This is a genomic window from Pseudooceanicola marinus, from assembly GCF_020177265.1.
In the GTDB taxonomy this organism is placed as follows: Bacteria; Pseudomonadota; Alphaproteobacteria; order Rhodobacterales; family Rhodobacteraceae; genus Pseudooceanicola; species Pseudooceanicola marinus_A.
The window spans coordinates 213,956-226,988 of record NZ_JAIVMC010000008.1 but is presented as its reverse complement, the minus strand read 5'-3'; the positions used below and the strand labels follow the sequence as shown (position 1 = coordinate 226,988).

Annotated in this window: 13 protein-coding genes; 6 read left to right on the top strand and 7 right to left on the bottom strand. The window is 68.4% G+C overall.

What is annotated here, in order from left to right; genetic code table 11:
* Nucleotides 1-78: 78 nt before the first annotated feature.
* Nucleotides 79-1,143: an RluA family pseudouridine synthase gene (locus tag LC066_RS15240; protein ID WP_100148562.1), complete on the bottom strand. Its 1,065-nt coding sequence runs from the start codon at nucleotides 1,141-1,143 to the stop codon at nucleotides 79-81.
* On the opposite strand from LC066_RS15240, the gene LC066_RS15235 reads away from it, so the two are divergent.
* On the top strand, nucleotides 1,142-1,456 hold the full coding sequence (locus LC066_RS15235) for a DUF6476 family protein (RefSeq protein WP_224900709.1): 315 nt from the start codon (nucleotides 1,142-1,144) through the stop codon (nucleotides 1,454-1,456). The genes LC066_RS15240 and LC066_RS15235 overlap by 2 nt on opposite strands.
* A gap of 147 nt (nucleotides 1,457-1,603) precedes the next feature.
* On the opposite strand, the gene sthA is transcribed toward LC066_RS15235, so the two are convergent.
* From sthA to LC066_RS15220, 3 genes are all read right to left on the bottom strand, one after another.
* On the bottom strand, nucleotides 1,604-2,995 hold the full coding sequence (gene sthA / locus LC066_RS15230; RefSeq protein ID WP_224900706.1) for a Si-specific NAD(P)(+) transhydrogenase: 1,392 nt from the start codon (nucleotides 2,993-2,995) through the stop codon (nucleotides 1,604-1,606).
* Between the two features lie 211 nt (nucleotides 2,996-3,206).
* Nucleotides 3,207-3,884 carry a RibD family protein gene (locus LC066_RS15225; protein WP_224900703.1) on the bottom strand — a complete coding sequence of 226 codons (678 nt, stop codon included), beginning with the start codon at nucleotides 3,882-3,884 and terminating at the stop codon, nucleotides 3,207-3,209.
* Nucleotides 3,885-4,017: 133 nt separating this feature from the next.
* Complete coding sequence (locus LC066_RS15220; RefSeq protein ID WP_224900700.1) at nucleotides 4,018-4,554, bottom strand: helix-turn-helix domain-containing protein; 537 nt, start codon at nucleotides 4,552-4,554, stop codon at nucleotides 4,018-4,020.
* A 137-nt stretch (nucleotides 4,555-4,691) separates the two neighbouring features.
* On the opposite strand from LC066_RS15220, the gene LC066_RS15215 reads away from it, so the two are divergent.
* Nucleotides 4,692-5,867 (top strand): benzoate/H(+) symporter BenE family transporter, encoded by a 1,176-nt coding sequence (locus LC066_RS15215; protein WP_224900698.1) that lies wholly within the window; start codon nucleotides 4,692-4,694, stop codon nucleotides 5,865-5,867.
* Nucleotides 5,868-5,904: 37 nt separating this feature from the next.
* On the opposite strand, the gene LC066_RS15210 is transcribed toward LC066_RS15215, so the two are convergent.
* From LC066_RS15210 to LC066_RS15200, 3 genes are read right to left on the bottom strand one after another with little or no spacing between them, the layout of a single operon-like run.
* Entirely contained in the window at nucleotides 5,905-6,777 is an 873-nt protein-coding gene (locus LC066_RS15210; RefSeq protein WP_224900696.1) for an isocitrate lyase/PEP mutase family protein, read from the bottom strand.
* A 22-nt stretch (nucleotides 6,778-6,799) separates the two neighbouring features.
* Nucleotides 6,800-7,957, bottom strand: a complete 1,158-nt coding sequence (locus LC066_RS15205) for a PrpF domain-containing protein (protein ID WP_224900694.1) — start codon at nucleotides 7,955-7,957, stop codon at nucleotides 6,800-6,802.
* A complete protein-coding gene (locus LC066_RS15200) occupies nucleotides 7,954-8,643 on the bottom strand; it encodes a GntR family transcriptional regulator (RefSeq protein WP_263625118.1) in 690 nt (229 codons plus the stop codon). Before LC066_RS15200 ends, LC066_RS15205 begins: the two co-directional genes overlap by 4 nt.
* Nucleotides 8,644-8,851: 208 nt before the next feature.
* Here LC066_RS15200 and LC066_RS15195 point away from each other — a divergent pair, with 208 nt between their 5' ends.
* From LC066_RS15195 to LC066_RS15180, 4 genes are all read left to right on the top strand, one after another.
* The gene (locus tag LC066_RS15195; protein ID WP_224900691.1) at nucleotides 8,852-9,844 is read left to right on the top strand and encodes a Bug family tripartite tricarboxylate transporter substrate binding protein; all 993 of its coding nucleotides are present in this window, start codon (nucleotides 8,852-8,854) and stop codon (nucleotides 9,842-9,844) included.
* 132 nt (nucleotides 9,845-9,976) lie between these two features.
* Entirely contained in the window at nucleotides 9,977-10,441 is a 465-nt protein-coding gene (locus LC066_RS15190) for a tripartite tricarboxylate transporter TctB family protein (protein WP_224900688.1), read from the top strand.
* A 1-nt stretch (nucleotide 10,442) separates the two neighbouring features.
* Nucleotides 10,443-11,957 carry a tripartite tricarboxylate transporter permease gene (locus tag LC066_RS15185; RefSeq protein ID WP_224900685.1) on the top strand — a complete coding sequence of 505 codons (1,515 nt, stop codon included), beginning with the start codon at nucleotides 10,443-10,445 and terminating at the stop codon, nucleotides 11,955-11,957.
* 5 nt (nucleotides 11,958-11,962) lie between these two features.
* On the top strand, nucleotides 11,963-13,033 hold the full coding sequence (locus LC066_RS15180) for an AbrB family transcriptional regulator (RefSeq protein WP_224900682.1): 1,071 nt from the start codon (nucleotides 11,963-11,965) through the stop codon (nucleotides 13,031-13,033).

The following is a 13,033-nucleotide window of genomic DNA, read 5'->3' as shown; positions in this document are numbered from 1 at the left end:
CGCATGAGCGCACAACTTCGTGCGCAAAACCGCATTGCGCGCGCTGAGGCACATGGAACCATACGGCCGATCGGGCCCTCAATTGGCGGGCAGCACGTCCAGAAGGGCCTGCATGTCGGCCGGCAGCGGCGCCTCGAAGCGCAGCCATTCGCCCGTCACCGGATGCGCCACGCCCAGCACGGCGGCGTGCAGAGCCTGGCGCGGGAATCGGGTCACGGCCTGGGCACCAGCCACGCCCAAAGCCCGCTCCGACACCTTGCGCTTACCGCCATAGACCGGATCCCCGACCAGTGCGTGGCCCGCATGCGCCATATGCACGCGGATCTGATGAGTGCGCCCCGTCTCCAGCCGGCATTCCACCAGCGCCACGGCGGGCGGGTTGCCGTAGGTGCGCAGAAGCTTCGCCCGGGTGATCGCATGGCGGCCGCGGTCGAAATAGACCGCCTGCTTCTGCCGGTCGCTGCGGTGGCGATCCAGCTGCGTGGTGATCTTCAGCACGCCGCCGGTCTCGAAGGAGGCGCCGCGCACCCCGCGCAGGCGCGGGTCGGAAGGGTCCGGCACCCCGTGGCACAGCGCCAGGTAGGCGCGTTCCGCGCTATGGGCCTCGAACTGCGCGGCCAGAGCGTGATGCGCCCGGTCCGACTTCGCCACCACCAGCAAACCGGAGGTTTCCTTGTCGATCCGATGCACGATGCCCGGACGTTTCTCGCCACCGATGCCCGACAGGCTGTCACCGCAATGGGCCAGCAGGGCGTTGACCAGTGTCCCGTCGGGAGAGCCGGGGGCCGGATGCACCACCATGCCGGCGGGCTTGTTGACGATCACCATCTCCTCGTCCTCGTAGACGATATCGAGGGGGATCACCTGCGGCTGCGCCTCGACCTCCACCGCCTGCGGCAGCACGATCTCCAGCACGTCGCCCTCGGCCACCTTGGCCTTGGGATCGGTCAGCGCCACGCCGTCGCGGCTGACCTGCCCCTCGGCGATCAGCCGCGCCAGGCGGGTGCGCGACAGGGCGGCCTCCTCTGGCACATCGCGGGAAAGCGCCTTATCAAGGCGGCCGGGCGGATTGGCACCGATCTGCACCGACAGACGCGCGCCGGAGGAGATCTCGGAGATGGGCCCGGACAAGGACTCGGACATGGAAAAGGACCTTCCTGAGGCGGCGGACGGCGCGGAACCGGCCAGCCTGCGTCTGTTGCGCCGCCTGGTGACGACGCTTCTGGTGGTGATGATCCTGGGGCTGATAACGCTCGTGGGGCTGGTTGTCATCCGTTTTGCGCGCCCGCCCGCCCCGGCGATGCCCGCAGAGATTACCCTGCCCGAGGGCGCCCGCGCCGAGGCCGTCACCCGAGGCCGTGGCTGGACCGCCGTGGTCACCGCCGATCAGCAGATCCTGATCTTCGACGCCACCGGAAAGCTGCGTCAGACCGTCCCCATCACCCTGGACGACTGACCCGCCGGGTACCGGACGTTTGCCAGGGGCGGATCCGACGCCAGACAGGGGCGCCGCAGGGTCCGCCGCGCCCTGCGCCCCTGGTTCACCTTGTTCCAAATACTCCGGCGCGACGCAGCCCAAGGGCGCGCCGTCCGGCCAGGGCGCCTACCCCGCCCCCATCCGGTTCCAGGCGTCCAGCCCGGCCACCTTGTAGGCCTCCGCGAGCGTGGGATAGTTGAAGGTGTTCTCGACGAAGAAATCCACCGTGCCCTGAAGGTTGATGACGGCCTGGCCGATATGGATCAGCTCGGTCGCCCCCTCGCCCACGATATGCGCCCCCAGCAGGCGGCGGGTCTTCAGCGAGAAGATCAGCTTCAGGAAGCCGGTGTTCACCCCCATGATGTGCCCGCGCGAGGTCTCGCGGAACCGCGCGATGCCGCATTCATAGGGCTCGCCACTGGCCTTCACCTCTTCCTCGGACTGGCCGACGGTAGAAATCTCGGGCACGGCGTAGATGCCATAGGGGAATGTCTCGGGCGGCGGCGGGGGCGACACGCCGAAGGCATGGCAGGCGGCCACCCGCCCTTGTTCCATCGAGGTGGAGGCCAGCGCCGGAAATCCGATCACGTCGCCTGCGGCATAGATGTTGGCAGCCTCGGTCTGGAAGGTCAGCGGATCAACCTTCAGCCGCCCGCGGCTGTCGGGCTCCAGACCCACGGCCGACAGGTTCAGCCGTTCCACGTTGCCCGCCCGCCCCGCGGCAAACAGCAGCGTGTCGGACCGGATACGCCGCCCGTCGGTCAGTTCGACGTCCACCCCGGTGGCGCCCGTGGTGACCTGTTTCACCTCTGACCCCAGGCGGATCGTCATGCCCCGGTCGCGCATCTGGTGAATGAAGTCGTCTACGATTTCCCGGTCGACGAAGTTCAGAATCTCGTCGCGCGCCTCGATGAGGGTGACCGGCACGTCGAGGGCCGAAAAGATCGTGGCATATTCCACCCCGATCACCCCGCCGCCGATCACCGTCATGGTACGGGGGATGCGCTCCAGCTCCAGGATCTCATCGCTGTCGAAGACGCGGGTGCGATCGAAGGGGATATGCGAAGGGCGGTAGGGATGGGTGCCGGTCGCAACCAGCGCCTTGTCGAACTCCACCAGGGTGCATTCGCCGGTCTCGGTGCGCACCTCGGCGGTATTGGGATCCAGGAACCGCACCTCGCCAAATCCCGAGCGGACCATGTTGCGCATGAACTGGTGCTGCAGCACCTCGACCTCGTGATCCAGGGTCTTGTGCAACCGCTGCATAAGGTCGATGGCGCCGATGTCCTGTTTCACCCGGTAGCCCTGGCCGTAGAACCCGCGCTCGCGCCAGCCCGACAGGTTCAGCACCGTCTCGCGCAGGGTCTTCGACGGGATCGTGCCGGTATGCACCGACACGCCCCCCAGCCGGCGCCCCTTGTCCACCACCAGCACCGATTTGCCCAGTTTCGCCGATTGCACCGCCGCCCGCCGCCCGGCGGGGCCGGAGCCGATCACCAGCATGTCGATCCTGTCCATGGCCTCGCACCTCTCCCTGTCTCGATCCCCGTCCTGCACCCCGAGCCAAGCGGCTTTGGCGCTCTCGGGCAACCGTGCTGCCGGGCCGGACTGGCCCTGACCTCAATGGGACCGGAGGTGTTAGGAACGGGTTACATCCCACGCACAGGAAATGGGCAATTCGATGCGCTGGTCAGGAGAGGCGGGGCAACGCCACGGGCCGCGCCAGACGTCAGGACAGGACGCGATGGCGCATCCAGACCACGCCGTCCTCGCGCGTCGTGACCGACATCAGCTCCAGCGTGCGGGGCCGGGTGTCTGCGGCATGATCGTAGATCGCGGGCACCCCGCCCTGGCCGTCCACCGTTGGATGCACCAAGGTGCTGGTCTCGTCGATCAGGCCTGCGGACAGGAAGGCCCCGTTGATCCGGCCCCCGCCTTCCAGCACCAGCCGCGTCACGCCGAAGGCCGCGCCGATCCGCGCCAGCGCGCCAGCCAGGTCGGCGCCCTCGGGCCCGGAGAAGACCACCGAAATGCCAAGTGAGGCCAGATGATCGACATGAGCCTGCGAGACACGCTCCGACAGCACCATTACCAGATGATCCCCGTCCAGATCCTCTCCCTCGGGCCGCAGGCGCCCGGTTCGGTCGAAACAGATCCCCAGGCCGCGCCCGGCGGTATCACCGATGCGGTCGGGACGGTTTTCCGGGGCTGTGCCCAACTGGGGCTCCCCCGCCGCCATGTAATGCCCCATGGTCTCCCGCCCAGTGATCCAGCCATCCGGCTGCATCTCCTCCACGGCCGCGTCGTAGACCTGCAGCAGCCGGTCTTCGGACACGGGCCAGCGTTCGGTCGCCAGCCGACCGTCGAGGGTGGTGATCATGTGGCAGATGATATGCGGGCGTGTCATGGCCTGTCCTGTCTGTCAAAGCGCGGATGCTGTTCCGCGCCCCGGGGCAGATAGGGCAGACTGGCGCCGCCGGACAGGGCGGAGCTGTGCAATCACAGATGAACGGACCTCATGAACCGGACAGAGGCGGCCCCTAGGGCGCGGACGGATAGTGCATGACGTTCAGGAACTGCGCCGGCTCCGCCGTGTCGTTGCGATAGCCGTGCAACTGATCCGCGGCAAAGCGCAGGCCCTTGGCGGGCGGGCAAACCGCCCAGGCATCCCCCTGCAGCACTTCGATCTGGCCGCGTGTCACCACCACGTCCTCGACCACTCCCGGCGCATGGGGTTGCGAGACATGCGCCTGCCCCGGCTCCAGCGTGATCAGGAAGGTCTCCGACCCGTAGAGCGGATCGAAGGGAAAGACCGTCTGCACGGTGATCTCGCCGGGGAAGCTGACCGGCACGGGAGGGTGGCCGTCCTGCGGCGCGAGATGCAGGAAGGCGCTCAGCGGCTGGCGAAAGCCCTTGGACAGCTTCCACAACGTGGCGATCGTCGGGCTGGATTCCCCGCGTTCGATCTGGCCCAGCATGGCCTTGCTGACGCCCGTGCGTTCGGCCGCCTGCGCCAGGCTGAGGCCCGCCTGGGCGCGCACCGCCTTGAGGCGGATCTGTAGGGTCGTGTCGCTCATCCGGTCTTTCCGATTGCAGGGCGGCAGTGTCGTGCGCTATGACGTCCGTGCGCTATAGCGTCCGACCGTTATCACGGCCGGGCGCAACATGTCATCGCCCTACCCTATCCCCCGCCGCCCCGAAAGGCACCTGACGCATGACCGGCCTGAAACTCTCGCACCTGGTGACCGCGTTGATCGCGGTCCTGCTGGGCTATACCAGCAGCGCCGCCATCATCTTCCAGGCCATCGACGCGGTCGGCGCCAGCCCGGCGGAGGCGACGTCGTGGATGCTGGCGCTCGGCCTCGGCACCGGGCTGAGCTGCCTGATTCTGTCACTGCGCTACCGGATGCCGATCCTGACGGCCTGGTCGACGCCGGGCGCGGCACTGCTGGCCGTGGGGCTTCAGGGGATGTCCCTGCCCGAGGCCACCGGCGCCTTCCTCTTCTGCGCGGCGCTGCTGACCCTGACGGGAATCACCGGCTGGTTCGAGCGCGTCTCGCACCTCATCCCCGAGGCCCTGGGCAGCGCCCTGCTGGCCGGGATCCTCTTCCGCTTCGGGCTGGAGATCTTCGCCTCGATGGAGGACGACCTGCCGATGGTGGCGGTGATGTGCGTGACCTACCTCGTCGCGCGCCGCGCCCTGCCCCGCTACGCGATCCCGCTAGTGCTGGTGGCGGGCTGCGCCATGGCCTGGGGCACCGGCGCCTTCGACCTGTCCACGACGGGCGGAATCGACTGGACCCTGGCGCGGCCGGTCTTCACCTGGCCCGAGTTCACCCTGACCAGCCTGATCGGTGTGGGCCTGCCCCTCTATATCGTCACCATGTCCTCGCAAAACGTGCCGGGCGTCGTCACCCTGCGCGCCGCCGGATACCGGGTGCCGGTCTCGGCCAGCATCTCCGTCACCGGCCTGACCTCGCTGCTGATGGCCCCCTTCGGCGGCTTCGCCTTCAACCTGGCTGCCATCACCGCGGCGATCTGCGCCGGGCCGGAAGCAGATGAAGACCCGGCGGGCCGCTACAAGGCGGCAGCCCTGGCGGGCGTCTTCTATTCCGTCGTGGGCCTGATGGGGGGCGCCATCATCGGCCTCTTCCTGGTGGCACCCCAGGCGCTGATCGCCACGATCGCCGGACTGGCCCTGCTGAACACCATCGGCAGCAGCCTGACGGCAGCCATGGACCGGCCCGATCAGCGCGAGGCGGCGCTGGTCACCTTCATGGCCACGGTCTCGGGCGTCGGCTTCCTGGGGATCGGCGCGCCGCTCTGGGCCCTGGTCTTCGGCGGCGCCACGCTGCTGGTGCTGCGCTGGCGCCGACCGGCGGCGATCTGAACGGGCCCTTGCCGCGCGACACGGCAAGGGAGCCGGGTCAGTAGGCGTACCGCTTGTCCAGCTCGTCGAACAGGTCCTTGCGCACCACGCGCTGCCGTTCAAGGAAGCCGGCCAGCGGGCCGTCCTCGTCCATCTGACCCTGCTCCTTCAGCTGGGTAAGCGCGGTCTGCATGCCGTAAAGCGCCGATTGCAGCGCCACGTTGGCGTAAAGCACCAGAGAGAAGCCCATCTCGGTGAATTCGTCCACCGACAGGATCGGGGTCTTACCCCCCACCACCAGGTTCACCAGCTGCGGCGTGCCCTTCAGCGCGGCGGGGATCGAGCGCAGATCGGCCTCCGTCTGCGGCGCCTCGACGAAGGTGATGTCGGCGCCGTCCTCGATGAAGGCCGCGGCGCGATCCAGCGCCTCGGACATGCCGTCGGTCGCCGCCGCATCGGTGCGGGCCACGATCATCGTGTTCTCATCCTGGCGGGCATCCACCGCCGCCTTGATACGCGAACGAGCCTCGGCCAGGGGCACGACCTCCTTGCCGGAGAAATGGCCGCAGCGTTTCGGCGTCTTCTGGTCCTCCAGCTGGATCGCCGAGGCGCCGGCGCGTTCCAGCGTACGGATCGTGTGCCGCACGTTCAGCCCGTTGCCGAAGCCGTTGTCGGCATCGACGACGATGGGCAGGTCGGTGGCGTCGCGGATGGTGGCGGTATGCTGCGCGATCTCCGGCAGGGAGATGAAGGCCAGGTCGGGCATGCCGAGGTAGGTGTTGGTCAGGCCGGCGCCGGACAGGTAGACCGCCTCGTAGCCCAGGTCCTCGATGACCCGCGCCGCAAGCGCGTTGGCCGCGCCGGGCAGCAGCATGGCCCCGCCCCCGGCGACACGCGCCTTGAACCGCTTGTTCACTTCATGATTCAGCATGGGATGCCTCGTTTCTTTCGTGTCATGTCAGGGAGAGTTTGCCGCGCGGCACGTAGACCTTGCCGTCCATCAGGCGGCGCTGCGTGCGCAGGATCTTGGCGGCGGTGATGTCGCCGGTGTCGAGGTCCAGCCGCGCGCCGACGGTGACGATGCCGGAGGGCGTGCCGATCCGCAGGGTCTGCGGATCGCTGCCGGGGGCGATCTGGCGCTGCACGACGGAGCCGTCGATGGCCGCGGCGCAGGCCAGGGCCAGGGCGCCGGTGACGGGCACCGCGCGGTGCGCCTGGCCGGCGGAAATCATGCGGATCTGCAGGTCCTGGCCGTCGGCCGGATGCACCAACCCCGCCAGGTCCTCGTAATCCGACGGCGCACCGACCATCGCGACCTTGGGCGTGGCGATACGGGCGCGGGCGGCGGCAAGATCGGGCGTCAGCTGCATCGCCACCGAAGCCTGGCAGCGGATCTCTTCCAGCCGGTCCATCAGGGCCCGGTCGGCATCGATCTTCGCCGGGTGGGTCCGGCTGTCGCCCGCCACCTGCCCCGCTTCGACGAAGACGGAAGGTACGGCGCCGTCGATCATCGTCACCTCGACCTCGCGCCCGTCCGACAGGGTCAGCCGGTCGGCGCGACTGCCGGTCGGCAAGGCGCCGTGACCGGCGGTGTCGGTGGGATCGAGAAACTCCAGCGCGACGGCCGCGCCAGTGCCTTCGACCCCGGGGATGGACAGATCGCCCTCCACCTCCGCCAGCCCGTCGCGGACGGGGAAGCGGGCGGCGATCACCTTGCCCGAGTTGGTGTTGTGGATGCGCACCACGGCCTCGCCGTCGCGCGGGCCCTCCACCAGCCCCTCGTCATAGGCATAGGGGCCCATGGCGGAACTCATGTTGCCGCAGTTGCCGGAGAAGTCGACGCTGTCGTCGATCACGCCGACCTGGGCGAAGGTATAGTCGATGTCGGCATCAGGGCGCGTCGGCGGGCCGATCACGCAGATCTTCGACAGCGAGGAAATCCCCCCGCCCATGCCGTCGAGCTGGCGCAGGTTGGGATCGGGCGAGCCCAGCATGGCGGCGAAGAGCGCGGGCCAGGTGGCCTCGTCCTGCGGCAGGTCGCGGCGCTGCAAGACCAGCGCCTTGGAGGTGCCCCCCCGGATGAAGGCGGCGGGAACGGCAATCTGGCTCATGCCTCGGACTCCTCGGACGGGGCCGCCAGCTGCGCTTCCAGCGCCTCCCAGCTGGCCCGGATGTGACGGCGCATCAGCAGCGCGGCGACCTCGCCGTCGCCGCAGGCGATGGCCTCGGCGATGCGGCGGTGTTCCAGCAGCGCAGCCTGACCGCGCCCGGTGACATTGCGGTGTTTCACGCGCAGCAGCGACAGCTGCGGGTACAGCTCGCGCGTGAGATAGCGCAGGATCAGCGGGTTCCCGGAGAGACGCGCGATGACCATGTGGAAATCCCGGTCGCCCGGACCCTGCAGGTAGGCGCCCTGGGGATGAGAGGAGACCTCCTGCGCGTGCTGGCCCAGAAGCTGCGTCAGCGTCTCGCCGCTGCGCGCATCGGCCTGGCCGGCGGCCAGCCGGGCGGCCTCTGCCTCCAGCGCGGCGCGCACCTCGTAAAGCGCGCGGGCATCCTCACGCCCCATCTCGCGCACGCGGGCGCCGCTATTGGGCACGATGGTGACGATGCCAGCATCGGCCAGCTGGTTCAGCGCCGAACGCACCGGGCCGCGGCTGACCTCGAACCTTTCGGCCAGGGCGACCTCCCCCAGGCGCGAGCCCGGCGCCAGGCGCCCGGCCAGGATCTCTTCCTGCAGGGCCAAGGCGACTCGCTCCGCTGCGACTCCCCGGATCTCCTCCGCTTTTGTTAACAATATACCGGCCTCCCTCTGGCCCGCAGCCGCCGACAGAACAGCGAAAAACTTGGAATTCAGGCATATAAATCGCTATATACTTGCGAAATGTCAATGAAACTTGCTGACTTGACAGCAATCACACCACGGGCCTACATCTTGCCCATCGGCGTTATTGTTCTACAATCCTGGCCGAGTCGATCATATTGAGACATGAGGGGAGGACTCTATGAATCTCACCAAACGCGCTTTCACCGCGGTCACCCTGGGCACCGCCCTGGCCGCTGCCGTATCCCCGCTGGCCGTCTCGGCCGCGGAGAACTGGCCGCCGCGCCAGATCACCTTCGTCGTGGCCCTCGGCCCGGGCGGCTCCGCCGACCGCACCGCGCGCGCCCTGGCGCAGCGCCTGCAGGAAGAGCTGGACACCCCGATTTCCGTGATCAACCAGCAGGGCGGCGGCGGCCACGTCGGCCACACCTACTTCATGAACATGCCCGACGACGGCAGCTACTTCCTGGCGACGTCGATCCACCCCTACATCTCCAACGCGATCCTCAACTACGACGCGGATTACACGCTGGAAGATTTCGCCTTCATCAACGGGCAGTGGAACGACTTCGACATCTTCGCCGTCAACGCCGAGACGCCCTATGAATCGCTGGCCGATTTCATGGCCGCGGCCAAGGAAAATCCCGGCGATCTGAGCGTGTCGGTGGTCCCGAACTCCTCCGGCGCGATCAACCTCAGCCTGGCGCTGGAGGCCTTCGGCCTGACCGAGGATGACGTGAACGTCGTCACCTATGAATCCGGTGGCGCGGCACGGACCGCCGTGGCCGGGGGCCAGGTCGACATGACCGTGCTGGCCGCCGACGGCACCCTGTCGATCGCCGAATACGTCCGTCCGCTGGCCTATGCCGCCGACGAACGCTCGGACGACTGGGATGCACCGACCCTGGACGAGGCGTTGGAAGCCTCCGGTCACGAACCGGTGACCACCCTCGCAGGCTCCATGCGCGGCCTTGCGGCCCACGCCACCTTCAAGGAAAAGCACCCCGAAGCCTTCCAGGAACTGGTGGACGCCTATCATAACGTCATGATGGACGAGGAATTCGTCGCCTCCCTCGAAGCCCAGGACATGGGTGCCGAATGGCTCGGGCCGGAGCGCACGACCGAGATCGTCATGTCGAACTACGAGATCCTGACCCGCTTCGCCGGGGAGTGATCGCCGACACGTTCCCGGGGCGGGGGGCATCTGCCCTCGCCCCGGATCCGGGCCGCCCGTGCCCCGCCCCATAGCGGGGCGGTGGAGAGGCGGCCGGTTTCATTTCCGAAGACATCTGCGGGAGGTCACCAGGTGACAGGCAAGTTCTACGCCACCCACGCCGCGCTGATCGGCATCATCCTGGCCATATCCGGCTTCATCACCTGGAGCGCGGTAGACGCGCGCGCCAGCCTCGACAACCTGGTCGTGGTCGCCCCGGTCGCGGGCGTCATCGCCCTGCTGGCCGTGATCCTTGTGGCGGTGACCCTGCTGAAACCCGCCCCTGCCCCCGCCGAAGGCGAGGCGGGCGAGGCCCCGTCGAAGGATCCGGGCATCTGGGGCGACATGCTGCTGCTCGCAGGCTTCGGCGTCTTCTGCTACGCGCTGACCAAGGTGGGCTTCGACCTGGCGACCTTCCTCTTCGTCTGGGCCGGTGTCGTCATGAGCGGCGGCAAGGGCTGGTGGCAACCGCCCCTCTATGCCGCGCTCTTCACCGCGGCGCTGGTCTACGGCTTCGGCTCGCTCTTCCCCTATCCCATGCTGACGCTGGTGCTGTGACATGATCGACCAATTTGCCCTGTCGCAGGCGCTGGACCTGCTGTTCTCCAGCTTCACCCCCTGGCTCTGGGTCATTCCCGGGCTGCTGATCGGTCTGGTCTTCGGCTCGATCCCCGGGTTGCAGATCTCCATGGCGATGGCCGTCTTCCTGCCGGTTACCTTCTCCATGGACTTCCTGCAGGCCATGCTGTTCCTCACCTCGATCTTCACCGGCGGCGCCTATGGCGGCGGGGTGACGGCGATCCTGATGAACATTCCCGGCTCGTCCAGCTCCATCGCCACGGCCTTCGACGGCTACCCGATGGCCCGCCAGGGCAAGCACAACGAGGCCCTGGGCCTGGGCCTTGCCGCCTCGGTCGTCGGCGCCTTCGTGGGCTACATCCTGCTGATGCTGATGATCCAGCCGCTGGCCGCCTTCGTGCTGAAGATCGGCCCGCTGGAGATGGTCGTCGTGGTCCTCTGGGGGCTGACCCTGATCGCCACGCTGAACGACAGCTCGATGGCCAAGGGCCTGCTGGCCGGGTTCTTCGGCCTGATGCTCAGCCAGATCGGCATGTCCACGACGGGCGTCATGCGCACCTCCGTCGGCATGCCCTACCTGATCGACGGCCTGCCCGTGGTGCCCGCGATGATCGGCATCTTCGCCGCCTCGGAACTGCTGCGCCTGCGCGGGGAAACCTACCTGGTGCAGAACGAGGCACAGCGCGACATCTCCTTCGGTCGCATCCTCAAGGGCGCGGGCGAGACGTTCAAATACCCGGGCGTGCTGATCCGCGGCAGCCTTCTGGGCGCGGTCATCGGGGCCATCCCCGGCGTCGGCTCCTCGGTGGCCAACCTGGTCTCCTACGGTGAGGCGAAACGCACCTCGAAGACCCCCGAACGCTTCGGCAAGGGCGCCTCCGAAGGGGTGGTGGCGGCCGAAAGCGCCAACTCCTCCTCCGAGGGCGGCTCGATGACGGCACTGCTGGCGCTCGGCATTCCGGGCGGGGCGGCCACGGCGGTGCTGCTGGCGGCATTCTCGTTCCACAACATCATCGGCGGCCCCAGCTTCATCCGCAACCAGACCGATGTGGTCTACTCGATCATCCTGGGCAACCTGGGCCAGGTGCTGCTGTTGGCGGTGCTGGGTCTTCTCAGCCTGCGCCTGCTGGGCCTCGTGGTGCGGGTGCCGCTGTCCTACCTTGTGCCCTCGGTCCTGGCGATGTGCGCCTGGGGCGGCTACGGCATCACCGGCACCATCGCCGGGCCCCTGACCGTGGCGGGCTTTGCCGCCCTCGGCTGGCTGATGCGGCGCAACAACTATCCCGTCGCCGCCACCGTGATCGGCCTCCTGCTGGGCCGGATGATGGAAGGCGAGCTGGTGCGCACCATGCAGATCTCCGGCGGCAACCCGCTGCGCTACATGCTGGAGCGGCCTATTGCGCTGGTGCTGTTCATCATCATGCTGCTGGTCCTGGTGGGCGCGCCCGCGCTGAAGGCGCTGCGCCGCCGGCGCCAGGCGCGGACAGAGGTCTGAGACGCATGACCCTGACGACCAACCCGGCGTTGCGCGGCCTGATGACCCTGGCCATCGGCGCCGGGGGCGGGTTCCTGTTCTTCTGGCTCAACCTGCCCCTGCCCTGGGTGCTGGGGTCGATGTTCGCCAATGCGCTGCTGGCGCAGGCGACGCCCTTCCAGCCCAAGCTGCCCCCCGCCTGGCGCGGCTACGCGATGATCGCCATCGGCACCATGCTGGGCACCGGCTTCACCCATGACGTGATCGTGCGCGCCCACAGCTGGATCCCCAGCCTGATCGCCATGTGCCTGCTGTCGCTGATCTTCTGCCTGGGCGCCTACTGGGTCTTCAAACGCTGGGGCCACATGGACCGCTCCACCGCGCTCTTCGCCGCCATGCCGGGCGGGCTGTCCGTGGTCACCATGCTGGCCGAGGAACACAAGACCGAGGTCAACCGTGTGGTCCTGTGCCACACCGCCCGCATCGTGGTGCTGCTGGTGACGGCGCCGATCCTGATCCAGATGATCTCCGGCATCGACCTGGCGGAGGCCAACCGGGCCAGCTTTGCCGAGGCCGAGCCGCTGGACCCGCTGCGCCATGGCGCCATGGCCGCCGTCGCCGTGGCCTGCTGGTGGCTGGGGCAACGCTTCCGCTTCCCCTCCGCGCAGCTGCTGATCCCGCTCTTTGCCTCCGCCGCGCTGCACATGACCGGCGTGCTGACGGTGCATGTGCCCCCGCTGCTGTCGGCGGCGGCGCAGATCGTCATCGGCGGATCGGTGGGCGCGCGCTTTGCCAGCTACACCCTGCGCCAGATCGCCCGCGACGGCAGCCTGGCCGCCGGGGTGGGCGTGGTGCTGGCGCTCGGCTCGCTGGCCGGGGCCTACGCGCTGGCGCCGCTGATCGACGCCCCGGTCGCGCCTCTGTTCCTGGCCTACCTGCCCGGAGGCGCACCCGAACTGGGCGTGGTCGCCCTGGCGCTGGCCATCGACCCGGCGATGGTCGCGGCGCATCATGTGCTGCGGGTCTTCCTGATCGTCGCCGCCCTGCCCTTCGCCGCCTCCTGGATCAAGCCGAAGGAGCAAGCGGAGGAGGGCTGA